The organism is Streptomyces sp. LUP47B (genome assembly GCF_001746295.1).
In the GTDB taxonomy this organism is placed as follows: domain Bacteria; phylum Actinomycetota; class Actinomycetes; order Streptomycetales; family Streptomycetaceae; genus Streptomyces.
This window is the reverse complement of the sequence record NZ_MJAH01000002.1, coordinates 475,922-501,503: the sequence shown is the minus strand read 5'-3', so window position 1 is coordinate 501,503 and position 25,582 is coordinate 475,922. Positions and strand designations below refer to the sequence as shown.

The following is a 25,582-nucleotide window of genomic DNA, read 5'->3' as shown; positions in this document are numbered from 1 at the left end:
GCGTTGGGCCAGATCCCACAGGCTCAGGCCATCCACCTGCAACCAGCGAGCCGTTTATTACCTCAGCTCCGGAGACTTGTACACCCGTCGCACACCTCTGTGTCCAGGGCAGAGTGACGGTAAGTTAGGTGCCCAGCACAGCGAGGGGCGCATCGGCGAGGGGGCGGCGTGCAGGGCAGCTTGATTCAGGCTCAGGCAATGACCATCGAGGATGTCTTCACCGGGCACCGCTACCGTCTGGACAGCTACCAACGGGACTACACGTGGGGGCGAGACGACGTACGTAGGCTTATCGATGACTTGCGCAACAAGTTCATGGCGAACTGGCGCTTCGAACACGATCGGGAGGAGGTCGCCAGGTATCAGCCGTACTTTCTCGGACCGTACGTCTACCACGAGGCCGCCCCAGTCACGTACCTCGTGGACGGTCAGCAGCGCATCACGACCCTTCACTTGATGCTGATCTACCTGCGCGAGCTTCTCCGTGCGCAAGACCTTGAGGATCAAGCTGCAAGACTCAGTAGTCTGATTCTGTCCCACAAGTTCGGGAAGTCGGTGTATGCGCTCGATATCCCGGAACGCGACCAATTCCTTGAAGTGGCATTCCAGGAAGCTGAGTTCACGCTTCCCGACAACTCATCGGGTGCCCTGCGCCGACTCTGGGAGGCGGCGCTCGTCCTTCAGGAGGAGTTTCCCGAGGAACTGCGTAGTGATGCGCTCCCGTACTTCGTCGACTGGTTGCTCGACGGTGTCAGCATGGTGGGAATCCGTGCGGCCACACCGGAACAGGGATGGGAGATCTATGAGTCGATGAACGACCGCGGGGTGCGCCTCGGGCCCATCGATCTCCTCAAGAGCTTCTTGCTGTCGAAGATCGGCCCCGAGACTTCGGGCGCAGACAACGTGTGGCGCCAGATGGTCTCCGGCCTGGCCAGCATCGACGTGAACGCTCCCAGCGACTTCATCAAGACCTTCTTGATCGGCCGCTACGCAGACGTCAACATGGACTCGAATGATTCCTCGCCGGACGTCAAGCGCATCAACGGACCATTCCACACTTGGGTGAAGGACAGCGTCGGCCAAATCGGCCTGGTTAGACCGCAGGACTACCGAAGCCTAATCGATGACCTCTCCGCGTACGCAGAGCGCTATCGCACGTTGGCGGCAGCAGCGCACACGTACAACAGCGAACTCAAGAGTGTCTTCTTCAACGCCTACAACGGCATCACCTCCCAGGCCGCACCGATCCTCGCGGCGGTCGACCCTCAAGACGACTCCAGCACGTTCAAAACGAAGGCCAAGCTCATCGCCGACTATCTCGACCTCGTCTTCGCTCGGCGCATCGTCAACGACCTGCCATCGTCAAGCATCCACCTCGACCGCGAGGCCGTCCGACTTGTAGAGCGGCTGCGCGACGGTGTCAGCATCAACAGACTCCGTGCCATTCTCGCTGAAGAAGTCGCCGCCCTTGACTACGACTTCACCGGCATGAAGACCTACGGACTACGCTCGAACAACAGCCGCCAGGTCCGCTACCTCCTCGCCCGCCTCACCGGATTCGTCGAGACCGCGTGTGAGCGAGGCGATGAGATGGACAGATACCTCGATACCCAACGCCCATTCGAGATCGAGCACATATGGGCCAACCACTTCGAGAGGTACCAACCGGAGACTGGCACGCGAGCCCTGTTCGACTCCTACCGCAACCGCCTCGGCGCACTGTTGCTCCTGAAGAAATCGGACAACGCCAGCTACCAAGATCTGCCCTACGAGGAAAAGGTCGGGTTCTATCAACGCCAGAACCACCTCGCGGGCTCTCTTCACGTCAACCACAGAGAGCGGAACTCGGCCTTCAACAGATTTGTGAAGACGCACAGACTCGACCGGCTACTCCGGCCCTTCCCGAAGTTCGACAAGAAGGCAATCGGGACACGCCAGGACCTCTACCAGCGTCTGTGCGAGCTCATCTGGAATCCTACGATCTTCGGAAGCCTACTGGCGGCCTCCCCCCAGAGCACTGACCGCTCACGCACCCGAACGCGCGCTCGCTACGACGTCGCGATCACCGACCTCATCGCTAAGGGGGTGCTTCCGACCAACGCAATCATCATTGGCCGACGCCGTGGCGAGCTCTTCCAAGCCGAAATTCTGGATGACGGACGAATCCGAGTCACCTCTGGCGAGACGTTCCGGTCTCTCTCGGCGGCAGGTGAGTTCGTTCTACAGACCAGATCATGCCCCGGTTGGAACTTCTGGCACGCACAACTTAATGACCGGGAGGTGCGTCTCGCCGACATTCGACGGGATGCTTTGGAGAGGGGCATCGTCTGATCTGGCGATGCCATTGCTGAAAATTAGCGAGATCACCTCAACCACATCAGGGAAATCCGCAAACATGGCGGCAGAAAACGTAAAGCGCCACTCTGCTTGGCCACTCACAAATTACGCATTGCGACGACCAGGGGCAAGAATGCCTGCAATATAGGCTCATTTTCCACAAAGGGTTGCGCACGTACTCTTACCGGCAATACCGCGGACGGCCTTCATGGGCCTAATTGTGGTTCGACTGGGTTTCGCCAAGCGGGAACCGTAATGGCAGACGAGTCGGGCTGTACGCCGGGTTCTGTCGCCCGGCCGCCTCGCGGCGGTCGGGGAGACGGCCATCCATCTAGGACCGGCGTTGCCGCCGGTCTCGTGCGGTCTACCCGGGGACTCGGGCGGGCAGCCCTCGAACGTCCCCGCAGGAGCACCGGGGTGCTCCCTTTTGACCTTGCTCCGGGTGGGGTTTACCTAGCTGCTCAGGTCGCCCTGGGCACTGGTGGTCTCTTACACCGCCGTTTCACCCTTACCGAGGACCGAAGTCCCCGGCGGTTTGTTTTCTGTGGCACTTTCCCGCGGGTCACCCCGGGTGGCCGTTAGCCATCACCCTGCCCTGTGGAGCCCGGACGTTCCTCGGGAAGCCCTCCAAGAAGGGACTTCACGCGGCCGTCCGCCCGGCTCGTCTGCCGTGTCGACCATGTTACCGGGCGCGCGCCTCGCCTTTGTCCGGCCGGGGTTCCGGCCCGCGGCCAAGTCCGGAGTCGCTGTGCACGGCCTCGCCCTCCGGGTGGCCCAGCACCGGGCGGGCGGCGGCCCGCTGACCGGACGCGGTCGCCAGTACCGAGCCCGCCAGGATCAGGGTGAAGGCCGCCAGGATGGTCGCCGTCAGTGGCTCGGACAGGAAGATCGCGCCCGCTGCCACCGCTACCGCCGGATTGACGTACGTGAAGACGGTTGCCCTGGTCGGGCCCGCCTCCTTGATCAGCTCCAGGAAAGCCACGAAGGCGGCCGCTGTGCAGACCACACCCAGGGTGGCCAGCGCGATCAGGACCGAGGCGGAGGGCATCGCAGACGGCCAGGTCATCGCCGCCGCCGGGGCGTAGACCAGGGCCGCGAGGGCCAGGCAGGGGGCGATGAGCTGGAGGGTCGGGACAGCCTTGAGGTAGCGCGCGGCGATCAACGGGGCCGTTGCGTAGCCGATCACCGTGATCAGCACCTCGGCCAGGGAGCGGGCGTCGCCGCCCGTCAGGTGCGGGATCGTGAGGACTCCTACGCCGGCCAGGCCCAGGCCGAGCCCGACGACGCGCCGCACTCCCAGCCTCTCCGTTTCGCCGAAGAAGCGGGCCAGGGCCACTCCTACGATCGGGACGCCCGCGATCAGCAGGCCCGCTGTCGAGCTGGACAGGTGGCGTTCCGCGTCGGTCAGGGTCCACCAGGGGCCGATGATCTCGATGCACGCGAAGGCCAGCATCGGGCGCCAGTGGGTTCGAACGGTGGCGGGCAGGCCGCCCTGCCGTATCGCGAAGGGCAGGAGCAGGGCCGCGCCCAGCGCGCAGCGCGTGAACACCACCATGGACGGGGACAGGGGGGCGTCCACCGCCACCTTGATCAGCAGGTAGGGGATGCCCCAGACCACTCCCATCAGGGAGAACAGGAACCAGCCGCGTGCAGTCATGCGGCCATCCTCGGCGCGTCAGCGGCCCGCGTCTTGAACGCTGTTGCGGTATGCCGCCGGGGTCACCCCGAGCACCCTGCGGAACCAGCGCGTCAGGTGTGCCTGGTCCGCGAAGCCCACCAGGCCCGCGACCTCGGCCGGCTTCAGGCCGGAGTCCAGTAGTCCGCGGGCCCGGTGTACCCGGTGCTGCGCCAGCCAGGCGTACGGGGGTATCCCCATCGTCGTACGGAAGGCTCGGAGGAGTTGGTAGCGGGACAGGCCCAGAACGGTGGCGAGTTCGGCGAGGGAGGGGGGCTCCAGGAGGTCGTCGGCCAGGCGGTCCCGTACTGCGTGGGCGATGTGGGCGGCGCCCGACACCGTGTCGCTCGTCGCGCGGGCCGTGGAGTGGCGGCGGGCGAGGGCCGTCAGCAGCCACGGGAGGCGGGACTCCGCCTCCAACGGGTCGGGACAGGCGCTCAGTTCCGTGTGGGCGCGGCTGAGGGCGGTGGCGAGTTCGGGGTCGTCCAGGAGCGGCTCGCGGAAGTACGGGAGGCCGCCGCCGAGGGTGCCTTCGGTGAGGAGGAAAGGGTCGGGGTACAGGGCGCGGTAGGCGTAGCCGCCGTCGGAGGCTGCGGGGCGGCCGGTGTGCATTTCGCCTGGGGCCAGTACGACGATGGAGCCCGGGCCGGGGCGGAGGTGGTCGCCTCGGTAGTCGATGACCTCGGAGCCGCCGACGCAGATGCCGATGCTGAACTGCTCGTGCGTGTGCGAGGCGTAGACGTGGCGGTCGAAGCGGGCGGTCAGGAGGTCCAGCGGGGGGCCGCAGCGGCCCAGCCGTGCCCTGGTCCACATTGCCTGTTCCGCCACGGTCCGTCCCCCTGTCTGTCTAGCTCAGAGGATGCAACGCCGTGGCGGTCAGAGAAAGTCCGCGGTCTCCAGGTCGAAGGAGAAGGGGGCGGGCAGGGCGAGGGGCTTGCCGAAGGGGCGGGTGCAGTGTTCCCGGTAGTCGTCCTTCTCCGGGTCACTGAACAGGGTGACCGACGACGTCTCCCGGTCGACGAGCAGGTAGAGAGGGATGCCGCCGCGGGCGTAGCAGCGCCGTTTGGCCTCGCGGTCGGCCTTGGGCTTCGTGGACGTCACCTCGAGGACCATGGCAACACCGTCGCAGGGCATCCAGGAGTCGGCGCCGCGATAGAGGCGCAGTTCCATGGGGGCGAACGTGCCGTCCGGAATCACGTGGTTCTTCGGACAGCCGCCTCCGCTCTTCAGCTTCAGCCCCTTGTTCCCGGAGAACTGCATATCGGTCCCCGACCGCCTGTACACCTGGCCCACGATCAGCCCGATGTAGTCCTCGTGATCCCCGTCCGGCGGCGGCGTCACAACGATCTCCCCCTCGATCAGCTCCGCCCGGAAACCCTCCGGGGTATCGAGGGCCAGGAAGATCTCCAGCAGTCCCTCAGCCGGCGTGGGCGGCTCATGAGTCACGGCAGTCATGTCACGCCCCTCCTTCTGTCCTTCGCCAGACTGGGACATCGGAAGATCACCTGTCCGAGAGATCGGGAACCGTTCCCTCGATCGTGGCACACGATCATGAGCGACGACGAGCCATCCACTCAGGCAGGCGCGAACCGCACCTTCGCCCCACCGGCACTCGCCGGATCCGCCTGCGTCAGCCGCACCCTCAACCGCTCCCCCAACTCGAGCCCCGCCCCCTCCACCCGCCCGATCACCGCCGGTGTCTCCAACTGCACGGTCCCCACGGTCGGTCGGCGTTCCTCCACGTCCACCACGCAGCCGTCGAACACCTCCCCCACCCGGTCCTTCAGCAGCGCCGCCTCGACGATGTCGACGCACTGCCGTTCGGCGGTCGCGGCGAGGCGGCCGCCCTCGGCCATCTCGCGGGGCAGCGCCTCGAAGGCCGCGAGCACCCAGTCCGGTACGGCCGTCCCCGCCACCGCCGCCAGGCAGATCTCCGACGCGTACCGGTCGGCCAACCGCCGCAGCGGGGCCGTGCAGTGGGCGTATGGGGACGCCACGGCCGCGTGGGTGGTTATGGCCGGCAGGACCCCGTCCCGGAAGACCGTGTAGCCCGCGCCGCGCAGCAGGGTCGTGCACTCCTGGAGGAAGGCAGCGTGGTGGGGGATCCGTGGGTCCAGGGAACGCACCAGCGCCGCGTACGACACATGGTGCGGCCAGTCGATGTGCAGGGCGTGGGCGGTGCGGCGCAGCCGTCCCACCGCGCCGTCCGGGGCGGCGGGCAGGGTGCGGAGGACGCCCGTGCCGTACGAGAGCATCAGGTCGGCTGCCGCCATGCCGGTGAGCAGGGAGATCTGGGCGTTCCAGCCGTCGGCGGGAAGGCCGGCGCGGTACGTCAGTTCGTAGGTGCCGTTCCGCTGGACTATCTCCTGCTCCGGCACGTTCAGCGAGATGCCGCCGCGCTCCACCTCCAGCCGTTCGCGGAGCTCACCGATCTCCTTGAGCAGGAAAAGTGGCTCCTCGGCGACGCCCGAGTCGATCCCCTTCTGCACGCCCTCGTAGTCGAGCCTGGCCCGGCTGCGGACGAGGGCGCGGCGGACGTCGGCGGCGGTCGTACGGCCGTCCGCGTCGAGGTCGATCGTCCAGAGCGCGGCCGGACGGACCTGGTCCGGGAGGAGGCTCGCGGCGCCCTCACTCAGTACCGGCGGATGCAACGCAATCCGCGTGTCCGGGAAGTACAAGGTCAGTACACGCCGGTGGGTCTCCGCGTCCAGCGCCGATCCGGGTACGACGAAGGCGGCGACGTCGGCGATGGCGTACCGGACGCGGTAGCCGGTGCCCCGTCGGGTCAGGTGCATCGCCTGGTCGAGGTCGGTGGAGCCGGGTGGGTCGATGGTGAAGAGGGGGATGTCGGTGGCGTCGTCGTACGTCGTGAGGAGAGGCGGCTGTTCCGCCTCCGCCGTCACCTGGGGAGGGAAGTCCGACGGCACGCCGAGTTCGGTGCGCAGGGCCGTGAAGGCACTCCTGAAGGCGGCGTCGGTCACACGTATGCGGCGGCGGGGCATACAGCGAGCGTAGGACCGGGACCACCGAGGAGCACGCCGTACCCTGTCTCGGAGCTCAACCGAAGGAGATCGATCCCGTGCTTGTCCTGCTGCCTCCCTCCGAAGGCAAGGCGTCCTCCGGTCGTGGCGCCCCGCTGAAGCTGGAGACGCTGTCGCTGCCGGGGCTCACCGAGGCCCGTGCGGCGATCCTCGAGGAACTCGTCGAGCTGTGCGCCGGGGACGAGGAGAAGGCGCGCGACGTGCTCGGGCTGAGCGAGGGACTGCGCGGCGAGATCGCGAAGAACGCCGGGCTCAAGACCGCGGGGGCCCGGCCGGCCGGGCAGATCTACACAGGCGTGCTCTACGACGCCCTCGACCTGGCCTCCCTGGACGCCGCCGCGAAGAAGCGTGCCGGGCGTTCGCTGCTCGTGTTCTCGGGGCTTTGGGGAGCGGTCCGGGTGACGGACCGGATTCCGTCGTACCGCTGCTCGATGGGGGTCAAGCTGCCGGGGCTCGGGGCGCTGGGCGCGCACTGGCGTGCACCGATGGCCTCCGTGCTCACCGAGGCCGCAGGCGACGGGCTCGTGCTCGACCTGCGGTCCTCCGCGTACGCGGCCGCGTGGAAGCCGAAGGGCGAGGTCGCGGGGCGGACGGCGACCGTACGGGTGCTGCACGCGCCGACGCGGAAGGTCGTCAGCCACTTCAACAAGGCGACCAAGGGGCGGATGGTGCGCAGTCTGCTGTCGGCGGGGATCGCACCCAAGGACCCTGCCGAGCTGGTGGAGGTGCTGCGGGGGCTCGGGTACGTGGTGGAGGCGTCGGCGCCCGCGAAGGCCGGACAGGCGTGGGCGCTGGATGTGGTGGTGGACGAGATCCACTAGCCAGACGCCGCCATTGCGGAGGATGCAACGACCTTTGCGCCCTGCGCACCGCTTCGGCAGGATGACGCCATGGCCTCCTCCTCGCCGCACTCCTCGCTGCTCGACATCGCCCCCGTCGTCCCCGTCGTCGTCCTCCAAGACGCCTCCGACGCCGTACCGCTCGCGCGCGCCCTGGTCGCCGGAGGGCTGCCCGCGATCGAGGTGACCTTGCGGACGCCGGTCGCCCTGGACGCGATCCGGGCTATCGCCGGGGAGGTGCCGGAGGCCGTGGTGGGCGCGGGGACCGTCATCACGCCGGATCAGGTGACGGAGACGGTGGCCGCCGGTGCGCGCTTTCTCGTCAGCCCGGGCTGGACGGACGTACTCCTGGAGGCGATGCGGGCGTCCGGGGTGCCGTTCCTGCCCGGGGTGTCGACCACGTCGGAGGTCGTGGCGCTGCTGGAGCGGGGCGTCACGGAGATGAAGTTCTTCCCGGCCGAGGCCGCCGGCGGTACGGCGTATCTGAGGTCGCTCGCCGGGCCGTTGCCGCAGGCACGGTTCTGCCCGACGGGGGGCATAGGTTCCGCCAACGCGCCCGACTACCTGGCCCTCCCCAACGTCAGCTGTGTCGGCGGCACTTGGATGCTTCCGGCGGATGCGATCGCCGCGCGGGACTGGGGACGGGTGGAAGCGCTGGCCCGCGAGGCCGCCGGGCTGAAGACGCTACGGGCGCAGGTGTGACGTGTCGTTGAGCAGCCGTACGCTCGCGTTGCCGTCGGCGTAGTACGCGACCGCCGACAGGGAGGCCGCCGAGAGTTCCATGCGGAACAGGGACTCGGGCGGGGCGCCGAGGGCGAGACGTACGAACGTCTTGATCGGGGTGACGTGGGTGACGAGCAGAACCGTGCGGCCCGCGTACGCCGCCACGAGCTTGTCCCTGGTCGCCGCGATCCGGGTCGCCGTGGCCGCGAAGCTCTCACCGCCGCCGGTGGGTTCGGCCTCCGGGTCGGACAGCCAGGTGTTCAGGTCGTCCGGGTAGCGTTCGCGCACCTCGCCGAAGGTCAGGCCCTCCCAGGCGCCGAAGTCGGTCTCGATCAGGCCGTCCTCGACGGTGACCTCAAGGCCCAGACGCTCCGCCACGGCGGCGGCGGTCTGCCGGGTCCGGGTCAGTGGCGAGGCGAGGATGTGCTGGATCGTGCCCCGGTCGGCCAGGGCTTCGGCGGCCCTCGCGGCCTGTTCCCTGCCGACGTCGGAGAGGGCGGGATCGGTACCGCCGCTGCCCGAGAACCGCTTCTGGGGGGTCAGGGGCGTCTCACCGTGGCGCAGGAGCACGAAGGTAGCCGGCGCCCCCATGTCGGCGGGCCCCCAGCCGGAACCGGCGACAGCTGTGGCAGCCCGTACATCGGCCTCAGCCTTGGCGGGAGACAGTTTCCGTACCGAACTCGCCGACGCCCCCGAGTCCATCGCCTCGTTCGCCAGCCGATCGGCCCGCTTGTTCTGCTCCCTCGGGATCCACTCGTACGTCACCCGCCCCGGCGGGAACACCCGTCCCGCCTCCAGAGCGAGCGGCTTCATGTCCGGATGCTTGATCTTCCAGCGTCCCGACATCTGCTCGACGACGAGCTTGGAGTCCATGCGGACGTGCACGGAGGCGGACGGGTCCAGGTCGTGCGCGGCGCGCAGGCCGGCCAGCAGGCCCCGGTACTCGGCGACGTTGTTCGTGACGACGCCGAGGTACTCGTACGTCTCGACCAGGGTCTCCCCCGTCGCCGCGTCCAGCACCACGCAGCCGTAGCCGGCGGGGCCGGGGTTGCCCCGCGAGCCTCCGTCGGCCTCGACGATGAACTCCCGCACGCCCATGCTCCTCAGAGGCCGGACTCGGACGTGCGCACCAGGATGCGGCGGCAGTTCTCGCAGCGGACCACGGTGTCGGGCGCGGCCGCGCGGATCTCGTTGATGTCGGTGATGGCCAGCTCCTGGCGGCAGCCCTGGCAGGTGCGCTGGTACAGCTTGGCCGCACCGATGCCGCCCTGCTGCTCGCGGAGCTTGTCGTAGAGCTTGAGCAGGTCGGCGGGGACGGTGGCGGAGATGACCTCGCGCTCCTTGGTCACCGAGGCGATCTCGCCGTCCAGCGTTTCGAGGGCCGCGTCCCGGCGGGCGGTGGCGTCCTCGATCTTCGACTGGACGGAGGCGACCCGCTCGGTCAGCTCGGCCGCCCGCTCCTGCGCGGACTCCAGACGCTCCATGACCTCCAGGACGATGTCCTCGAGGTCGCCCTGGCGCTTGGCGAGGGAGGTGATCTCGCGCTGGAGGTTCTCCAGGTCCTTGGGCGAGGTCACGGCTCCGGAGTCAAGGCGCTGCTGGTCGCGGGTGGCGCGCTGGCGCACCTGGTCCACGTCCTGCTCGGCCTTGGTCTGCTCGCGGGCGGTGTCGCTCTGCTCGGTCTGGGCGGCCACGAGGAGGTCGCGCAGCTGGGTGGCGTCCTTGGTGAGCGACTCGATCTCGGCGTGCTCGGGCAGCGACCTGCGCTTGTGGGCGAGCTGCTGGAGGCGGACGTCGAGGTCCTGGACGTCGAGAAGTCGGATCTGGTCGGCGGGCGCGGCGTTCAGTTGGGGGCTCCAGGTGAAGGGGAGTGGCTGGTCCAGGGGTCGGTGACCGTCCTGGAGACGTGCACGCGCAGGTCCCAGCCGTGGCGGTCGGAGATCTCGTCGAGCTGGGCGGCGGCCAGCTCGCACCAGGGCCACTCGGTGGCCCAGTGCGCCGCGTCGAGCAGCGCGAGAGGACTGTGGGCGCGATCCGCGATGAACTCCGACACGGGGTGGTGGCGGAGGTCCGCGGTGAGGAAGGCGTCGACGCCGGCCGCGCGGACCTGGTCGAAGAGGCTGTCGCCGGAGCCGCCGCTGACGGCGATCGTGCGGACCACAGCCGCGGGGTCGCCGGCCACGCGGATGCCCTGCGCGGTGGCGGGCAGGCGCTCGGCGGCCCGCGCGGCGAGCTCGCGGACGGTCATCGGGGGGTCGACCTCGCACACCCGCCCCAGGCCCCGGCACCCCGACGGGTCCGTCGGGTCCGGCACCAGCGGCCGTACGACCCGCAGGTCGAGCGCGCCCGCGAGCGCGTCCGAGACGCCCGGGTCGGCGGTGTCCGCGTTGGTGTGGGCGACGTGCAGCGCGATGTCGTTCTTGATGAGGGTGTGGACGACCCGGCCCTTGAAGTGCGAGGCCGCCACGGTCGTCGTACCGCGCAGATAGAGGGGGTGGTGGGTGACCAGCAGGTCCGCGCCCAGCTTCACCGCCTCGTCGACGATCTCCTGGACCGGGTCGACGGCGAAGAGGACCCGCGTGACCTCCTGGTCGGGTTCGCCCACGACGGTGCCGACCGCGTCCCAGGACTCGGCCCGCTCGGCGGGCCACAGGTTCTCCAGCGCGGTGATGACTTCAGACAGACGGGGCACGGGGAAAGGCTACCTGCCTGGTCTGTCCCGCCGAACCCGAGCTGCCCACGGGTGTCCCGCTCAGCACAGTCGCCCCGGTTTCCTCAGGCGAATCGTTCCTGGGCCACCCCTTTGTGTGAAGGGGAAGCGCGGCCGTCCCACGCCTGTGCGTGCGAAAACTACCTTCGTGGCCGGAGGTGACCGGACGATGACGGCCTGTGCCATCGAACCCGCGGCGGCGAACGAGAAGAACGAGGACGGGGAGACCCCGCGGACCGAGTACGCGATCACCGAGGACGGGGAGCCCCCGCGGACGGAGTGCGCGATCGCCGTGAACGGGAACGAGAACGGGAAGACGCCGCGGACCGAGTACGCGATCGCCGAGAACGGGCAGACACCGCGGGCCGGGAATGGGGAGACCCCGCGGCCGGAGTGTGTGATCACCGTCGACGGCTCCTATGCGGCCCGTCTCGCCCAGGACGGCGGCTCCTGGTTCCCGGAGCGCTGGACGCTGGACGGCCCGGAGCCCTACGCGGTGCCGCTGCCGGGCAACCAGCCCGAGGAGCCCGGCACCGAGGTGCAGCCGATGGGCGACGGGCGGGTGCTGATCAGGCGGTTCGCGGACGGGCGGCACAACTTCTCGCTGCTCTACCCGACCGGCCCGGCCACCGGCGAACTGCCGATGGGCGCGGTCGAGTGCCCGGAGGAAGGGGCGGCCCTGTGGCTGCTGCCGCCGGCGCCGGGTGGTGAGAAGGCGTACGCCCTCGCCGTGGGCCCGCGCTCCAGTGCCGTGTGGCTGGTGGCGGGCGGTGCCTTCGGGCCCGAGCACCTCGCGGAGATCCCGGGGCGCTGCTCGGGCGGGGTGTGGCTGGACCGGACCGGGCGGATGCTGGCCCTGGACCGGGAGGTGGGCGGGCGGACCAAGGCGGTCGTGGTCGATCTGGCGCGCGCCGGGGAGGTGTCGCCGCTGCTGCAGATCGCCGACGGCAGCGATGACCGGCTGCTGCTGGCCGACCCGGACAGCGGGCTGCTGCTGATCTCCTCGGACGCGCCCTCTCCGGGGCGCGCGCGGCTGGGCTGGGGGGTGCTGGGCAGCACGTTGCCGGTGCGGTTCCCGGAGTGCCTGCGGGTGCCGGACTGCGCGGTGACACCGTTCGCGATCCAGCCCGGGCAGGTGCTGACGCCGGAGTGCTGCGGGGTGGCCTTGTGGATCAACGGCCCGATGGGCGGCTGGGTGGGGGTGTGGCGGCCCGCCGCACGGCAGGTCCAGCATCTGCAAGGGCCCGAGGGGTGGTTGGCGGGTTCCGGGCTGTGGACCGAGGCCGGTGAACTGCTCCTGCCGTACGCGACGGCGGACGCGCCGTGCGGGGTGGCGCGGTGGGCGGCGGCACCGAGGAGCGGGGCCCTCACCGGGGAGGCGGAGGGCCCGGGGGGAACGGGGGGAACGGGGGCGGGGGACGCGGGCCCGGAGGATCCCCAGGGCGGCGGCGGTACGGCCCCGCAGGCGCCCGAATCGGGTCCTCCGGAGCCTGTCGTGGCACGTCCTGTGCCCTTGCAGCAAGCCCCGTTGGGCAATCTTGTAACGAAGTAGTGCCGGTTGGCCCGGCCGCCTGGATTCGGCCCGTGGTGCGCCGGTTAAACTCGCCCCGCTGTAAAGAAAGATCATGTTGACGGGGTGAATTTCTTCCATGAGCGACGCCAGCACGAACCAGTCGACTGCAGACGTCCAGGAGTCCACGGGCCACGGTAAGCACCGGGGTCCGGTATCGGTCCAGGACGGCGAGACGGCCCCGCGTGGCCGTCACCGCAAGTCGGTCGAGCAGACCGAGGCCGCGGCCTGAGGACAGACGACGACACACGGCCCGCTCCTTGTTCTGGGAGCGGGCCGTTGCGCGTCTACTCTCTGCTCTACTCCCTTTTGAGTCCCAGCACTTCGGCCGCCGCGAACGTCTCCTCCGCCGGCCGCCGCGCGTAGTGCGGGGTGAGCAGGGCGTCCAGTTCGTCGTAGGTGAAGGTGTCCTGCTTGCTGTCGAACTTGGCCTGCACCCGCGGTCGTTCGACGACCACGACCATCCCTCCGTGGACGACCAGCAGCTGGCCGTTCACACGCTCGGCCGCCGGTGAGGCCAAGTAGCCGACGAGCGGGGCGACATGCTCGGGGGCGAGCGGATCGAGTCCCGACTCGGGCTGCTCGAACCCCGCTCCCGAGAAGACGTCCTCGGTCATCCGGGTGCGGGCGCGCGGGCAGATGGCGTTGGCCGTCACGCCGTACTTGGCGAGCGCGAGGGCCGTCGAGGTGGTGAGCCCGACGATTCCGCCCTTGGCTGCCGCGTAGTTGGGCTGTCCCGCGGACCCGGCGAGGAACGCCTCCGAGGAGGTGTTCACGATACGGCCGTACACCGGCCCGCCCGCCGCCTTGGACCGCTCCCGCCAGTGGGCGGCCGCGAACCGGGTCGTGTTGAAGTGGCCCTTGAGGTGGACCCGGATCACCGCGTCCCACTCGCCCTCGGTCATGGAGAAGACCATGCGGTCGCGCAGGATGCCGGCGTTGTTGACGAGGATGTCGAGCTTGCCGAACTCGTCGATCGCCAACTCGACGAGCCGAGCGGCCTGTTGGTGGTCGGCCACGTCCCCGGTGTGGGCGACGGCCTGTCCGCCCGCGGCCCGGATCTCCTCGGCGACCTGCTCGGCCGGGCCCGCGGAGGCCTCGCCGGAACCGTCCCGGCCCGGCTGTCCGTAGTCGTTGACGACCACGGCCGCGCCGAGCCGGGCCAGCTCCAGCGCCTCGGCCCGGCCCAGCCCCCGGCCGGCGCCGGTGACGATCGCCGCGAGCCCTTCGAGTGGCAGTGGCACGGTCATCGCCGCCCTCAGATCTCGATGCAGGTACGGAGCGAGGCCCCCGTACGCATCTGGTCGAGCGCCTCGTTGATCTCGCTCAGCGGCACCCGGTGGGTGATCAGACGGTCCAGGTCGACGCGGCCGGCCCGCCACAGGGCGATGGTCCGCTCGTAGGAACGCAGGACGTCACCGCCGCCGTACATGGACGGCAGGATGCGCTTCTCGTCGAAGAACAGCTCGAACATGTTGAGCTGGAGGAAGTCGTCCATGGCGCCCGCGCCGACGACGACGAGGGTGCCGCCGCGCCGGGTGGTCTCGTACGCCGTCCTGGCGGTCGCCGACTTGCCGACGACCTCGAAGACATAGTCGAAGCCCTCGCCCGCGGTCACCTGCTGTTTGGCGTCGGCCAGTTCGTCCGGGGAGACGGCCCGGGTGGCGCCGAATTCGAGGGCGGCCTCGCGGCGCGAGGCGACCGGGTCGACCGCGACGATCTCGGCGGCGCCCTTGAGACGGGCCCCCTGGATGGCGGAGATGCCGACGCCTCCGCAGCCGATGACGGCGACCGACGAACCGGCCTCCACGTCCGCGGTGTTGAGGGCGGCGCCGAGTCCGGTGGTGACCCCGCAGCCGATCAGTGCCGCGATGTCGAAGGGCACGTCGTCGGGGATCGGCACCGCGCAGCCCGCGTCGACGACGACCTCCTCGGTGAAGGTGCCGGTGCCCGCGAAGCCGAACACATCGCCGCCGGGCCGCCTGAAGTTGGGGGTGCCCGCGTTCATGAACCCGGCCAGGCACAGCTCGGTCTGGCCGCGCTTGCAGGCTGGACAGGCTCCGCAGGCGGGCAGCCAGCAGACGACGACCCGGTCGCCGGCCTTCAAGTGGCTGACGCCTTCCCCGACTTCGAGGATCTCGCCCGCGCCCTCGTGACCGGGGACGAAGGGCGCCGGCTGCGGGAGGACCCCGGCCATGGCGGACAGGTCCGAGTGGCACAGTCCGGTGGCCCGGACCCGGATCCGTACCCTGCCGGGGCCGAAGCCCACCGCCTCGACGTCGTCGAGGACTTCGAGCTTTTCCTGGCCGATCTCGTGCAGTACGGCTGCGCGCATGGTGCGGCTCCCCTCGTACGGCGTTCTGGGTTCAGGAGTGTTCGACGATGGTGTCGGCGAGGACGGGCGCGTCGTCCCGCTCGACCGCGCCGACGGCAACCCGGGTGGAGTGCGGGCTGTGCCACATACGGATCCGCAGGGTCTCCCCCGGGTACACGACCCCGGCAAACCGGGTGACATACGACCGCACCCGGGTCACGTCGCCGCCGAGCAGCGTGTCGACGACCGCCTTCAGCGTGATGCCGTAGGTGCACAGCCCGTGCAGGATGGGCCGTTCGAACCCGGCGACCTTGGCGAACTCCGGGTCGGCGTGCAGCGGGTTCCAGTCGCCGGAGAGGCGGTAGAGCAGCGCCTGGTCCTCGCGGATGGGTCGCTGCACGGTCCGGTCGGGTTCGCCGGCCGGGGGGTCGAGGCGTGCGGAGGGGCCTCGGTCGCCGCCCCAGCCGCCCTCTCCGCGGACGAAGATCTGGGCGTCGTTGGTCCACAACGGGCCCTCGTCGTCCGCGACGTCGGTCCGCATCACCAGGACGGCCGCCTTGCCCTTGTCGTACACGGCGGCGATGCGGTTCGTGGCGGTCGCGGTGCCCTGGGCGGGGAGGGGACGGTGGATGGTCAGTGACTGGCCGCCGTGCAGGACCTTGGCGAGATCGACGTCGATGCCGGGCATGGACAGACCGCTGATCACTCCCGGCGACCCCGAGCCCGCGACCGTGGCGAAGCTCGGCAGGACGTGCAGCCGGGATTCGAGGGTGTAGCGCAGTTCGTCGGGGTCGGTGGCGGGGCTGGGTTTGTCAGGATGCGAGCCCGCCCCGATGCCGAGGTGGTAGAGCTGGACGTCCTTGGTGTTCCAGGAGATCTCGCCGGTCCGGGGCTCGGCGGCGAGTGCCTTGGCTGCGTCGATGGGCATACGGCTCCTGACAGTGGCGGATCCGACCGTGGCGGAGTCAAGACCTCGGTACGGCCGTCCGCACCGTCGGCCGCACCGAGGTCGTCGCGGGCCGATCTAGAACGCGTTCCAGTCCGGCGCCCTCTGTATAGCCGAGCCAACCGCAGTTGTGAAGACTCCTGACGGAGTGTCAGATGGGGTCGTCGGGTGGGTCCCGCCCGGGTTCCGGCACCGTGACATTTGTACTGCCCAAGTCCGTACACGCACATCTGCCGGGCGGAGTCCGCGATCCGTAGCGTCGTCGGTATGACAACAGGAGACACGAGCGGGTTCGTACGCTGTTCTGGCGTACCGGCAGCACGCCGGGAACCTCTGGGGGGAGGAACGGTCATGTTCTGGTCGCGCAAGCTCTCGTGCCGCGTGGACGAGATCCGCGAGGGGGTCCGCGAGGCCCAGAAACACCAGCGGTACTACAAGGCGAACAAGAAGCGCCTCAACGCCGAGTACAAGGCCGCACAGAAGGCAGGCGAGGTCCCCGCGAACGCGGGCCTGGGCAGCGGCTTCGGTCTGCTGCCGTGGCTGCTGCTGGGGATGGGCGCCTTCTCCAACCTCTTCCAGGGCAACGCCTCCAACCCGTGGATCGGCGGCCTGGGGCTGCTCACCTTCAACTCGCTCTACATCTACGTCGCCTTCCGCGCCTTCCACAAGCAGACCCGGGACGCGCTCTCCACTCGGGTGGCCCTGGTGCTGATGGGCCTGGTCACCTGCGGTCTGGCGCTGGCCTACGGCGGCAACTGGCTGCTGTTCTTCCCGCTGTTCGGCCTCGCGACGGGCGCGGTCGTACGGCTGCCGCACCTGCGGTGGGTGGGTGCGGTGGTGGCCGTGGTCGCCGGCGCTGTCTCCGTCTTCCGTGACGGCTGGGGCGGACTCGACACCGCGTACGCCACGTGGATCTCGACGATGGTGACGGCCGCGATCATGTCCCTCTCGGAGGCGGTACGGCAGTTGCGGGAGGCCCGCGAGGAACTGGCCCGGCGTGCGGTCGAGGAGGAGCGGCTGCGGTTCTCCCGCGATCTGCACGACCTGCTCGGGCACACCCTGTCGGTGATCGTGGTGAAGTCGGAGGCGGCCCGGCGCCTCGCCCCCCGCGACCTGGACGCGGCGCTCGTCCAGGTCTCCGACATCGAGTCGGTGGGCCGCCAGGCGCTCACCGAGATCCGTGAGGCGGTGACCGGCTACCGCGAGGGCAGCCTCAGCACCGACCTCGACCGGGCCGCCTCGGCCCTGCGCGCCGCGGGCATCGAGCCGGTCGTCCACCGCTCCGGCAACCCGCTCGCCGCCCAGACCGAGGCCCTGCTGGGCTGGGTGGTCCGCGAGGCGGTTACCAACGCGGTACGGCACAGCGGGGCGCAGCGCTGCGAGATCTCCGTGCGGGGCTCGGCGGAACGGGTACGGCTGCGGGTCTGGGACGACGGCCGGGGGATGGCGGCGGGCACGGGGCCGACCGTGCGTGAGCGCGGGGGTGAGTGTGGCGGTGAGTGCGGGGTTGAGACCTCCGGCGCGGTGTCCATCCCGGTCGTCGGCGGCACCGGTCTCAAGGGGCTCGCCGAGCGGCTGGCCGCGGCCGGCGGGTGGTTGGAGGCCGGCCCGGGGTCACGGGGCGGCTTCGTGGTGCGGGCCGAGCTGCCGGTCGAGTCGGTGGCGCCGGAGCGGCCCGGGGAGCCGGCGGGGGCGGTGCGCGGGGCCCGGATCGGCGAGGTGGCCGGGTGACGCCGTACGGGTCCGTCCCGTCTTCTGTCCTTTCAGCTCTCAAAGATCCTTCGGTTCTCAAGGAGTCTTCTGTTCTCAAGGATCCTGCGCGTCGGCGCAACGACGTCACACCCCCACCGCTCCCGCCGACGCGCCCTACTCTTGGGCCGTGAACGAGATGCCCCGGGAGCACCGGGCCGCCAAGTCCATCCGCGTGCTGCTCGCCGAGGACCAGGGCATGATGCGCGGGGCGCTCGCGCTGCTGCTCGGAATGGAGGCGGACATCGAGGTCGTGGCCCAGGTCGCGGCCGGGGACGCGATCGTGGACGCGGCGCTCCTCCATCGCCCCGACGTGGCGCTGCTCGACATCGAGCTGCCGGGGATGAGCGGTCTGGACGCCGCCGCCGAACTGCGCGACCAGGCGCCGGACTGCCGCGTGCTGATCCTGACCACCTTCGGACGACCCGGCTACCTCCGCCGGGCCATGGAGGCGGGTGCAGCCGGTTTCCTCGTCAAGGACGGTCCCGTGGAGGAGCTGGCGGTCTCGATCCGCCGGGTGCTGACCGGCGAGACCGTGATCGACCCGGCCCTCGCCGCGGCTGCCCTGAGCGCCGGCCCGAACCCCCTCACCGCCCGCGAGTGCGATGTCCTCAAGGCGTCCACGGACGGCGCGACGGTCGCCGACATCGCCGGCAAGCTCCACCTCTCCGAGTCCACCGTCCGCAACTACCTCTCCTCCGCCATCGGCAAGACGGGCACCCGCAACCGGATGGAGGCGGTACGGGCGGCCCGGCAACAGGGGTGGTTGTGAGCCCGGCCGCCGCTCCCTACCCGATCACCTCCGCCGTCTTGTACTCGGTGCCCTTCGGTGCCAGGCACACGAACCAGTTGTAGGGGGAGCCCTCCGCCGACCGGATCGCCGGGCCGCCGCTGCCGGTCGCGGAGCCGGCCTTCTCCACCACCGTCGCCGTGTCGTTCGTCCAGGTGCAGTTGACGCGCTGGGCGGTCTTGGCGATGTAGCCGACGACGAGACGGACGTCCGCCTTGGCGTCGGGCTGGAGCGGGAGCGAGCCGGAGATGAGGTCCGTGCCGGTCATGGTGTCCGACTTCGGGACCGTGTTCTCCATGATCTTCGTCGTCCTGTCGCCGTAGCCGCGGTACACGAAGTACGTGATCTTGCCGATGAGGTCGGAGGCATCGTGGGCGACCGGCGGGGTCTCACCGCGCAAGGCCATGGCGGCGCGCTGGGCCTCGGCCTGCTCCTCGTCGCGCGGGGCTGACCACACGTCGATCAGGACCCGCCACCGGGTGCCCTGGTCGGTGCCGGTGGCCAGGGTGGTCTGCAGGACCCTGGACGGGTCGGCGTCGGCCGGGACGGACGGCTGGGTCGCCACCTGGCCCCCGTCCCGACCCGGCAGACCCGCCACCGCGAGGGTCGCCGAGGACCCCGCGAGCACCAGTGCCGTCGCCGCGGCCACCGCCCAGCGACGGGCCCGGCGCCTGCGGCCACCGCGGAGCACCGCCTGGTAGGGGGCTATGCCGATCTCCACCTCGTCGGCGGCGTCGGCCAGCAGGAGGGCGATGTCACTGTCGCTCATGTCGTGGTTCCTCTCCCGGTCCGCGCTCATCACTTCCGCCCTCCCTGCGTCACCATGTCGGCCAGTCCTGGTATGGCGCGAAGTTTCGCGATCCCCTTGGCCGCGTTGCTCTTCACCGAGCCGACCGAGCAGCCCATCGCCTCGGCCGTCTGCGTCTCGGTCAGGTCCTCCCAGTACCGCAGCACCACCGCCTCCCGCTGCCGGGGCGGCAGTTGGGCCAGCGCCGTCAGCAGGGCGCCGCGGTCGTCGGCCTGGGCGATGCGGTCACCGGTGTCGGCGATCTCGCGCACCAGGCCCGAGTCGTCCCCCCGTGCCAGGAACTCCCTGAGCTTCCTGCGGTGCTTGCGTGCGTGCGCGTTGATCATCACGCGCCGTACATACGCCTCCGGATCGTCCGCCGAGCCGACCCTGCGCCAGGCCACATAGGCCTGTTCGAGCGTCGACTGGACCAGGTCCTCCGCGGCGTGCTGCTCCCCCGTGAGGAGAAATGCCGTCCGCATCAGCCGCGGCCAGCGGCCGATGACAAAGCTCTGGAACTCCTCGTCCCGAGCCTGTTTCCGATCCCCCATGGGCACCTCCTAGATGATTGAAGGAGTCCATGAGCCGCCCGGACCGTTGCCTCAGTTCGCGGAGATCTTTCTCGGCAGCCAGGCCAGCATCAGCACCACCCCGCCGAGCAGCACCCCCGTCCCCACCCGGAACGCCAGCGCATACCCCTCCGTCAGCGCCTCCGGCGACGCCACATCCCCCGTCCGCGCAGCCGCCAGCGTCGACAGGACGGCGAGTCCCAGTGAGCCGCCCATCGTGCGCGAGGTGTTGACCAGTCCCGACACCAGCCCGGCCTCCCCCGGCGCCGCCCCGGACGTGGCCAGCGAGGCGAGCGGGGTCGTGGCGAGGCCGGCGCCCAGCATCATCAGGATCCCGGGGCACATGATCGCCGTCACATATGCGCCGTCCGCGGTCATCGTCGACTGCCAGGCGAACCCGGAGACCGCCACCGTCGTGCCGAGCACCGCCACCCACCGGGCCCCGAGCCGGCGCATGAAGCGCGGGGCGAGTTTCGAGCCGACCACGATCGCCAGCGAGGTCGGGATCAGGGCGGCTCCGGCGGCCAGGGGTGAGTAGCCGAGGACGTTCTGGGCGTAGAGCGTCATGAAGTACCACATGGAGAACATCGCGGAGCCGCTCAGGAACATCGCCGCGTTCGCCGACGCCACCGCCCGCACCCTCAGCAGCCCGAGGGGCATCAGCGGGGCGGCCGTACGGGACTCGACGAGGAGGAAGCCCCCTACCAGCGCGAGCCCGGCGGCCAGCGGGAGCAGGGTGGCGGCCGCCGTCCAGCCCTCGGCCTCGGTCTGCGAGATGCCGTACGCCAATACCGCCAGTCCCCCGGTGACCAGCAGCGCTCCCGGCAGGTCGAGGCGCCGCCCGTCCCCGCTGCGGCTCTCGGTCAGCCACAGCAGCGAGCCCAGCAGGACCAGCGCGCCGACGGGAACATTGATCAGCAGCACCCAGCGCCAGGACAGGGTGTCCACCAGAAGTCCGCCGACGAATCCGCCCGCGGCGCCGCCACCCGCGCCCACCGCCGTCCAGGTGGCGATGGCCCGGGCCCGCGCGGCCCCCTCCGGGACGGCCGACGTGACAATGGTCAGCGTCGCGGGCGCCAGCACCGCCGCGCCCAGCCCCTGCACGGCCCGCGCGACCAGCAGCTGGGCGTCCCCCTGGGCCAGCCCGCCGGCCAGCGAGGCCGCCGTGAACAGGCCGAGGCCCACCAGGAACATCCGCTTGCGGCCGTAGAGGTCACCGGCCCGGCCGCCGAGGAGCATGAAACCGGCGAAGGCGATGGAGTAGGCGTTCACCACCCACTGCAGGCCGGACTCGCTCATGCCCAGGTCGGCGCGCATGGACGGCAGCGCCACATTGACGACGGACACGTCGAGGACGACCAGGAACTGGCCCGCGCACGCCAGCGCCACCACCAGCCAGGCGGGCGGGACCGACCGGGGACGACGGGGTCTGCGGGCGATTTCAGCGGCTTCGAGCATGGCGGTCATGCTCTCAACCCGGCTCCACTTCCCCAAGAGAATATAAAGAAATCGTTAGTACGCCGAAGCATCGGAATAGTTGCCCATGCATACGTAGTTCAAGCCACACGTAACCCGATCTTCCAGGCCCGGAGGCCTCCCTCACATGACGCACACGCCGACCGACCAGCCCAACCGGAGAGCGTCCGGCGCTGTCGTCCCGGTGCTCGCCTTCGCGGGCATCGTGGTCGCGGTGATGCAGACCCTGCTCGTCCCGGTCATCAAGGACCTGCCGCAACTGCTGGACACCGCGCCGAGCAACGCCACCTGGGTCCTGACGTCCACCCTGCTCTCGGGCGCCGTCGCCACCCCGATCATGGGCCGCCTCGGCGACCTGTACGGCAAGCGCCGCATGCTGATCTTCAGCCTCTCCGTGATGGTCGTCGGCGCCCTGGTCAGCGCCCTCACCAGCGACCTGCTCACGATGATCGCCGGCCGCACCCTCCAGGGCTTCGCGATGGGCGCGATCCCCCTCGGCATCGGCCTGATGCGGGACATGCTGCCCCGCGAGAAGCTCGGCTCGGCCATGGCCCTCATGAGCTCCTCGATCGGCGTCGGCGGCGGTCTCGCACTGCCCCTCGCGGCACTGATCGCCCAGCACGCCGACTGGCACGCCCTCTTCTACGGCGCCGCCGGCATCGGCGCCGTCGCCATCGCCCTCACCCTGATCGTCGTCCCCGAATCCCCGGCGCGCGCCGAGGGCACCTTCGACGTCCTGGGCGCGATCGGCCTCTCCGTCGGCCTGGTCCTCTTCCTCCTGCCGATCACCAAGGGCAGCGACTGGGGCTGGTCCTCCGGCACCACGCTCGGCCTGTTCGCCGCGTCAGCCGTCGTCCTCCTCCTGTGGGGCGTCATGGAACTACGCGTGAAGGCCCCCCTGGTCGACCTGCGCACCACGGCCCGCCCGGCGGTCCTCTTCACCAACCTGGCGTCGATCATGGTCGGTGTCTCCTTCTACGTCGTCTCCCTCGTCCTTCCCCAGCTGCTCCAGCTCCCGAAGGCGACCGGCTACGGCCTCGGCCAGTCGATGGTCGTCGCCGGCCTGCTGGTCGCTCCGCTGGGCCTGACGATGATGTTCACCGCGCCCGTCTACGCCCGGCTGTCCGCGAAGTACGGCCCCAAGTTCACCCTCATCCTCGGCATGCTGATCATCGCGATCGGCTACGGCGCCGGACTGGGCCTCATGAGCGCGGCCTGGCAGAGCCTCGTCATCGCGGTGATCCTCGGCGCGGGCATCGGACTCGCCTACTCCTCCCTGCCCGCGCTGATCGTGGGCGCGGTCCCGGCCTCGGAGACGGGGGCGGCGAACGGGCTCAACACGCTGATGCGGTCCATCGGTACGTCCGTGTCGAGCGCCGTGATCGGCATGGTGCTGGCGAACACGGCGAACAACGTCGGGGGCGTCGCGGTACCGACCATGCACGGGTTCCGGGTGTCCTTCCTGATCGCGACCGGTGCGGTGGCGGTCGGACTGCTGATGGCACTGTTCCTGCCGAAGCCGAACCGGGCACCGCAGCTGCGGGCGAGCAGCGAGGAGGAGACGAACCTGGAGTTGGCCGAGGAGGCGCTGCGGGGCTTCCGTGGCCGTGTCCTCGACGCGTCCGGCGCGCCGGTCGCCCGTGCCAAGGTCACCCTGATCGACCGGCGGGGCCGGCAGGCGGGCGCGACGCTCTCCGGTGACGACGGCACGTACGTCCTCACCGTCCCCACCCAGGGCGCCTACGTCCTCGCCGCCCGCGCCATAGGCCACGGCCCCCTGGCCTCCTCGGCCACCCACGCGGGCGACGACCGCGCGATCGACCTCGACCTGGCCCTGCCGGGCGAGACGGTCACGGCCTGACCAACACGAAGCCGGATCACATCCCCGCCCCATCCCGGGGCGGGGATGTGTTGCGTCGGGGGCGCCCGGAAGGACGTAGGCCCGAGGACGCCCACTCCGATCGAACCCCCGCCCGTCCCGACACCGCGCTCGCGCTCATCGAACCCACAGCCGCAGGCGCCCCCATCCGACCTACGGCCCCCGCCACCCGGCGCCGAGACGCACCGGAACAGACACAGCACGCCCATCGGGCCCGCCCCGCCACCGCGTTCACGCTCATCGAACCCACAGCCGCAGGCCCCCCACCTGGCCGACGGCCCCCGCCACCCGGCGCCGAGGGCCACCGGAACACGCACAGCACGCCCGTCCCGACGCCGCGCTCGTCGAACCCACAGCCGCAGGCCCCACCTGCCCCCGAGTGCCACCGGAACACTCACGGCACGCCCAGCGCGCCCCTCCCTCGCGGCGACCAGCAGCATGCCCTCGCCGCGCCTTCCCCACCCCCTGTCCCCCGCGCGGCGGCGAGTGCGGCAGCATGGGGCGTCCGGAGAGGCGTGCGGCGGGATGGCGGTCGTACGACGTCTGACCCCCACGTACGACCGAGAGGAACCGCATGGCCGCGGCCGCACCCAAGCCCGAGATCCTCGCCGCCTTCGAGGCTGCCAAGGGGTTCATGCCCCTGGGTGAGGGGCTGGCCCTCCATGAAGCCGCTCTGGACGCCGGGCGGCTCGGGCTGCCGCTGCTGGAGGTCGGTACGTACTGTGGCCGGTCCGCGATCCTGCTGGCCGACGCGGCCCGGGAGGCCGGCGTCACCGCGCTCACCGTCGATCATCACCGCGGCAGCGAGGAGCAGCAGCCGGGGTGGGAGTACCACGATCCGGAGACGGTGGACGCCGAGCTCGGGCTGATGGACACGTTGCCCACCTTCCGCAGGACCCTGCACCGGGCCGGGCTGGAGGAGCACGTGGTCGCCCTGGTCGGCCGTTCTCCGCAGATCGCGAAGGTCTGGGGCGCCCCGCTCGGTCTGGTCTTCATCGACGGCGGTCACACCGACGAGCACGCGAACGCCGACTACGAGGGCTGGGCCCCCCATGTCGCCGAGGGCGGGCTGCTCGTCATCCACGACGTGTTCCCCGACCCGGAGGACGAGTTCACCGGGCAGGCGCCCTACCGGGTGTACCTCAGGGCCCTCGACTCCGGCGCGTTCACCGAGGTCTCGGCGACCGACTCGCTGCGGGTGTTGCGGCGGGTGCGGGCGGGGATCTGAGAGCGCGGTTAGAGTCGCAGACGTGTCGTACGAAGGCCCTGAATTCGAGTCCCCCCAGCCCCGCCGCCCCCGGCGCCGGCCACTGACCCTCGCCCTCGCCGTGCTCGTGCCGGGCGCGCTGCTCGGGTGGCTGGTGTACGCGGGGGTGAGCGGGGCTGCCGACGGCGGCGTGACAACGGCCGCGGCGAGTCCGCGGGCGAGCGCTCCACCGACCGTCTCCTCCACCACCATCGAGGACAAGAAGCCGCTCGGCTCGCTACGGGGCAAGGTCGTCGTCATCGACCCCGGGCACAACCTCACCAACTTCCGCCACACGGCCGAGATCAACCGCAAGGTGGACATCGGTACGAACCGCAAGGAGTGCGATACGACGGGGACGTCGACCAACTCCGGTTACGCGGAGGCGAAGTTCACCCTCGACGTCGCCCACCGGCTGCGCACGCTGCTGGAGAGGCAGGGCGCGACGGTGAAACTGACCCAGGACGGCAACCGGCCCTACGGCCCCTGTGTGGACGAGCGGGCCAGGATCGGCAACACGGCACACGCGGACGCCGTCGTATCCATCCACGCGGACGGCGCGAGCGCCGGGCAGCGCGGCTACCACGTGATCCTTCCGGGCCGTGTCCACAAGGGCATCGCCGACACCCGCCGGATCGTCGCCCCCTCCGCCCAGCTCGGCGAGCGCATCGCGCACGACTTCGGACGCGTGACGCGCACCGCCCCCTCCAACTACATCGGCGACGGCACCGGACTGGACACCCGCACCGACCTGGGCGGCCTCAACCTCTCAACGGTGCCCAAGGTGTTCATCGAGTGCGCCAACATGCGCGACAGCAAGGACGCGGCCCTGCTCACGAGCGGGGCCTGGCGGCAGAAGGCCGCGCAGGGAATCTCTGAGGGTTTGGTGAGTTTCCTGCGCGGGTGAGGATCAGCGGGCGGATCCCCTCGT

Annotated in this window: 23 protein-coding genes and 1 other RNA gene; 10 read left to right on the top strand and 14 right to left on the bottom strand. The window is 70.3% G+C overall.

Annotated features, from left to right (window positions below):
- The first annotated feature begins 198 nt into the window (after positions 1–198).
- The gene (locus tag BFN33_RS08865; protein WP_141757955.1) at positions 199–2,331 is read left to right on the top strand and encodes a DUF262 domain-containing protein; all 2,133 of its coding nucleotides are present in this window, start codon (positions 199–201) and stop codon (positions 2,329–2,331) included.
- 265 nt (positions 2,332–2,596) lie between these two features.
- Here BFN33_RS08865 and rnpB read toward each other — a convergent pair.
- From rnpB to BFN33_RS08840, 5 genes are all read right to left on the bottom strand, one after another.
- Positions 2,597–3,001, bottom strand: an RNA gene (rnpB, locus tag BFN33_RS08860) — RNase P RNA component class A.
- Positions 3,002–3,019: 18 nt separating this feature from the next.
- The gene (locus tag BFN33_RS08855) at positions 3,020–3,994 is read right to left on the bottom strand and encodes a DMT family transporter (protein ID WP_256122693.1); all 975 of its coding nucleotides are present in this window, start codon (positions 3,992–3,994) and stop codon (positions 3,020–3,022) included.
- An 18-nt stretch (positions 3,995–4,012) separates the two neighbouring features.
- Positions 4,013–4,825, bottom strand: coding sequence for an AraC family transcriptional regulator (locus BFN33_RS08850; RefSeq protein WP_069759348.1), 813 nt, complete (start codon positions 4,823–4,825; stop codon positions 4,013–4,015).
- A 63-nt stretch (positions 4,826–4,888) separates the two neighbouring features.
- Positions 4,889–5,467 (bottom strand): Uma2 family endonuclease, encoded by a 579-nt coding sequence (locus BFN33_RS08845; protein ID WP_069759347.1) that lies wholly within the window; start codon positions 5,465–5,467, stop codon positions 4,889–4,891.
- A 119-nt stretch (positions 5,468–5,586) separates the two neighbouring features.
- Positions 5,587–7,014, bottom strand: a complete 1,428-nt coding sequence (locus BFN33_RS08840) for an RNB domain-containing ribonuclease (RefSeq protein ID WP_069759346.1) — start codon at positions 7,012–7,014, stop codon at positions 5,587–5,589.
- Positions 7,015–7,091: 77 nt separating this feature from the next.
- Between BFN33_RS08840 and yaaA the strand changes: the two genes are divergently transcribed.
- Positions 7,092–7,874, top strand: a complete 783-nt coding sequence (gene yaaA, locus BFN33_RS08835; RefSeq protein ID WP_069759345.1) for a peroxide stress protein YaaA — start codon at positions 7,092–7,094, stop codon at positions 7,872–7,874.
- A 69-nt stretch (positions 7,875–7,943) separates the two neighbouring features.
- On the top strand, positions 7,944–8,594 hold the full coding sequence (locus BFN33_RS08830) for a bifunctional 4-hydroxy-2-oxoglutarate aldolase/2-dehydro-3-deoxy-phosphogluconate aldolase (protein ID WP_069759344.1): 651 nt from the start codon (positions 7,944–7,946) through the stop codon (positions 8,592–8,594).
- Here BFN33_RS08830 and BFN33_RS08825 read toward each other — a convergent pair.
- The 3 genes from BFN33_RS08825 to BFN33_RS08815 are packed head-to-tail and all read right to left on the bottom strand — an operon-like array spanning position 8,577 to position 11,307.
- Positions 8,577–9,707 carry a bifunctional RNase H/acid phosphatase gene (locus tag BFN33_RS08825; RefSeq protein WP_069759659.1) on the bottom strand — a complete coding sequence of 377 codons (1,131 nt, stop codon included), beginning with the start codon at positions 9,705–9,707 and terminating at the stop codon, positions 8,577–8,579. The genes BFN33_RS08830 and BFN33_RS08825 overlap by 18 nt on opposite strands.
- Before the next feature lie 11 nt (positions 9,708–9,718).
- Complete coding sequence (locus tag BFN33_RS08820; RefSeq protein WP_218108971.1) at positions 9,719–10,462, bottom strand: zinc ribbon domain-containing protein; 744 nt, start codon at positions 10,460–10,462, stop codon at positions 9,719–9,721.
- Positions 10,459–11,307 (bottom strand): Nif3-like dinuclear metal center hexameric protein, encoded by an 849-nt coding sequence (locus tag BFN33_RS08815; RefSeq protein ID WP_069759342.1) that lies wholly within the window; start codon positions 11,305–11,307, stop codon positions 10,459–10,461. Before BFN33_RS08815 ends, BFN33_RS08820 begins: the two co-directional genes overlap by 4 nt.
- A gap of 187 nt (positions 11,308–11,494) precedes the next feature.
- Between BFN33_RS08815 and BFN33_RS08810 the strand changes: the two genes are divergently transcribed.
- Together BFN33_RS08810 and BFN33_RS53075 are read left to right on the top strand one after the other, a co-directional pair.
- Positions 11,495–12,877 carry a hypothetical protein gene (locus tag BFN33_RS08810; protein WP_088245288.1) on the top strand — a complete coding sequence of 461 codons (1,383 nt, stop codon included), beginning with the start codon at positions 11,495–11,497 and terminating at the stop codon, positions 12,875–12,877.
- Positions 12,878–12,974: 97 nt separating this feature from the next.
- Positions 12,975–13,127, top strand: coding sequence for a hypothetical protein (locus BFN33_RS53075; protein WP_088245287.1), 153 nt, complete (start codon positions 12,975–12,977; stop codon positions 13,125–13,127).
- Positions 13,128–13,194: 67 nt separating this feature from the next.
- On the opposite strand, the gene BFN33_RS08805 is transcribed toward BFN33_RS53075, so the two are convergent.
- Genes BFN33_RS08805 through BFN33_RS08795 form a run of 3 tightly spaced genes read right to left on the bottom strand, consistent with a single transcriptional unit; the run spans position 13,195 to position 16,137 of the window.
- Positions 13,195–14,145, bottom strand: coding sequence for a 3-oxoacyl-ACP reductase (locus BFN33_RS08805; protein WP_069759341.1), 951 nt, complete (start codon positions 14,143–14,145; stop codon positions 13,195–13,197).
- 8 nt (positions 14,146–14,153) lie between these two features.
- Positions 14,154–15,230: a Zn-dependent alcohol dehydrogenase gene (locus BFN33_RS08800; protein WP_069759340.1), complete on the bottom strand. Its 1,077-nt coding sequence runs from the start codon at positions 15,228–15,230 to the stop codon at positions 14,154–14,156.
- A gap of 31 nt (positions 15,231–15,261) precedes the next feature.
- Entirely contained in the window at positions 15,262–16,137 is an 876-nt protein-coding gene (locus tag BFN33_RS08795; RefSeq protein ID WP_069759339.1) for a MaoC/PaaZ C-terminal domain-containing protein, read from the bottom strand.
- A gap of 369 nt (positions 16,138–16,506) precedes the next feature.
- Here BFN33_RS08795 and BFN33_RS08790 point away from each other — a divergent pair, with 369 nt between their 5' ends.
- A complete protein-coding gene (locus BFN33_RS08790; RefSeq protein WP_069759338.1) occupies positions 16,507–17,886 on the top strand; it encodes a sensor histidine kinase in 1,380 nt (459 codons plus the stop codon).
- Positions 17,887–18,043: 157 nt separating this feature from the next.
- Positions 18,044–18,676: a response regulator transcription factor gene (locus BFN33_RS08785; protein ID WP_069759337.1), complete on the top strand. Its 633-nt coding sequence runs from the start codon at positions 18,044–18,046 to the stop codon at positions 18,674–18,676.
- Between the two features lie 16 nt (positions 18,677–18,692).
- On the opposite strand, the gene BFN33_RS08780 is transcribed toward BFN33_RS08785, so the two are convergent.
- The 3 genes from BFN33_RS08780 to BFN33_RS08770 are packed head-to-tail and all read right to left on the bottom strand — an operon-like array spanning position 18,693 to position 21,517.
- A complete protein-coding gene (locus BFN33_RS08780; RefSeq protein ID WP_256122692.1) occupies positions 18,693–19,463 on the bottom strand; it encodes a hypothetical protein in 771 nt (256 codons plus the stop codon).
- A 29-nt stretch (positions 19,464–19,492) separates the two neighbouring features.
- Entirely contained in the window at positions 19,493–20,032 is a 540-nt protein-coding gene (locus BFN33_RS08775; RefSeq protein WP_069759335.1) for a SigE family RNA polymerase sigma factor, read from the bottom strand.
- A gap of 51 nt (positions 20,033–20,083) precedes the next feature.
- A complete protein-coding gene (locus tag BFN33_RS08770; RefSeq protein WP_069759334.1) occupies positions 20,084–21,517 on the bottom strand; it encodes an MFS transporter in 1,434 nt (477 codons plus the stop codon).
- Between the two features lie 136 nt (positions 21,518–21,653).
- Here BFN33_RS08770 and BFN33_RS08765 point away from each other — a divergent pair, with 136 nt between their 5' ends.
- From BFN33_RS08765 to BFN33_RS08755, 3 genes are all read left to right on the top strand, one after another.
- A complete protein-coding gene (locus BFN33_RS08765; RefSeq protein WP_069759333.1) occupies positions 21,654–23,387 on the top strand; it encodes an MFS transporter in 1,734 nt (577 codons plus the stop codon).
- Between the two features lie 592 nt (positions 23,388–23,979).
- Positions 23,980–24,633 carry a class I SAM-dependent methyltransferase gene (locus tag BFN33_RS08760; protein WP_069759332.1) on the top strand — a complete coding sequence of 218 codons (654 nt, stop codon included), beginning with the start codon at positions 23,980–23,982 and terminating at the stop codon, positions 24,631–24,633.
- Between the two features lie 22 nt (positions 24,634–24,655).
- Positions 24,656–25,558 (top strand): N-acetylmuramoyl-L-alanine amidase, encoded by a 903-nt coding sequence (locus tag BFN33_RS08755; RefSeq protein WP_069759331.1) that lies wholly within the window; start codon positions 24,656–24,658, stop codon positions 25,556–25,558.
- Positions 25,559–25,582: the final 24 nt, after the last annotated feature.